Annotated in this window: 1 protein-coding gene; it reads left to right on the top strand. The window is 62.5% G+C overall.

The window, feature by feature from the left end:
* On the top strand, nt 1-1,214 hold a 1,214-nt coding region (locus JKL46_RS34830), incomplete at its 5' end, for an NADP-dependent isocitrate dehydrogenase (RefSeq protein ID WP_201843022.1).
* Nucleotides 1,215-1,216: the final 2 nt, after the last annotated feature.

Raw genomic sequence — 1,216 nt, 5'->3', positions numbered from 1 at the left:
TGGCGAAGATCAAGGTAGCCAATCCGGTCGTCGAGCTCGACGGCGACGAGATGACCCGCATTATCTGGCACTTCATCAAAGAGAAGCTGATCCACCCGTATCTCGACATCGACCTGAAATACTACGATCTCGGCGTCGAGCATCGCGATGCGACCAACGACAAGGTCACGGTCGAGGCGGCGGAAGCGATCAAGAAGTACGGCGTCGGCGTCAAATGCGCCACGATCACGCCGGACGAAGGCCGCGTCGAGGAGTTCAAGCTCAAGGACATGTGGAAGTCGCCCAACGGCACGATCCGCAACATCCTCGGCGGCGTGATCTTCCGCGAGCCGATCATCTGCAGGAACGTGCCGCGCCTGGTGCCGGGCTGGACCCAGCCGATCATCGTCGGCCGTCATGCCTTCGGCGACCAGTATAAGGCGACCGACTTCAAGGTGCCCGGCAAGGGCCGCCTGACGATCAAGTTCGAGGGCGAGGACGGCACGGTGATCGAGAAGGAGGTGTTCAAGTTCCCGGACGCCGGCGTCGCCATGGCGATGTACAACCTCGACGATTCGATCCGCGACTTTGCCCGCGCCTCGATGAACTACGGCCTGAACCGCCGCTATCCGGTCTATCTGTCGACGAAGAACACGATCCTGAAGCAGTATGACGGCCGCTTCATGAACATCTTCCAGGAGGTGTTCGACAACGAGTTCAAGGCGAAGTTCGATGCTGCCGGCATCACCTACGAGCACCGCCTGATCGACGACATGGTGGCCTCGGCACTGAAGTGGTCGGGCGGCTATGTCTGGGCGTGCAAGAACTACGACGGCGACGTGCAGTCCGACACGGTGGCGCAGGGCTTCGGCTCTCTCGGCCTGATGACCTCGGTTCTGATGACGCCGGACGGCCGGACGGTCGAGGCGGAAGCCGCGCACGGCACGGTGACGCGCCACTACCGCGAGCACCAGAAGGGCAAGGAGACCTCGACCAACTCCATCGCCTCGATCTTCGCCTGGACCCGCGGCCTGGCCCACCGCGCCAAGCTCGACGACAATGCCGAACTCGCCAAGTTCGCCGCGACCCTGGAGAAGGTCTGCGTCGACACGGTGGAAGCCGGCTACATGACCAAGGACCTGGCGCTGCTCGTCGGCGCCGAGCAGAAGTGGCTCTCCACCACCGGCTTCCTCGACAAGATCGACGAGAACCTCAAGAAGGCGATGGCGGCTTAAGA

Origin of the sequence: Microvirga zambiensis WSM3693 (assembly GCF_016735695.1) — a bacterium.
Classification (GTDB): Bacteria; Pseudomonadota; Alphaproteobacteria; order Rhizobiales; family Beijerinckiaceae; genus Microvirga; species Microvirga zambiensis.
This window is presented reverse-complemented; position numbering and strand designations above follow the sequence as displayed.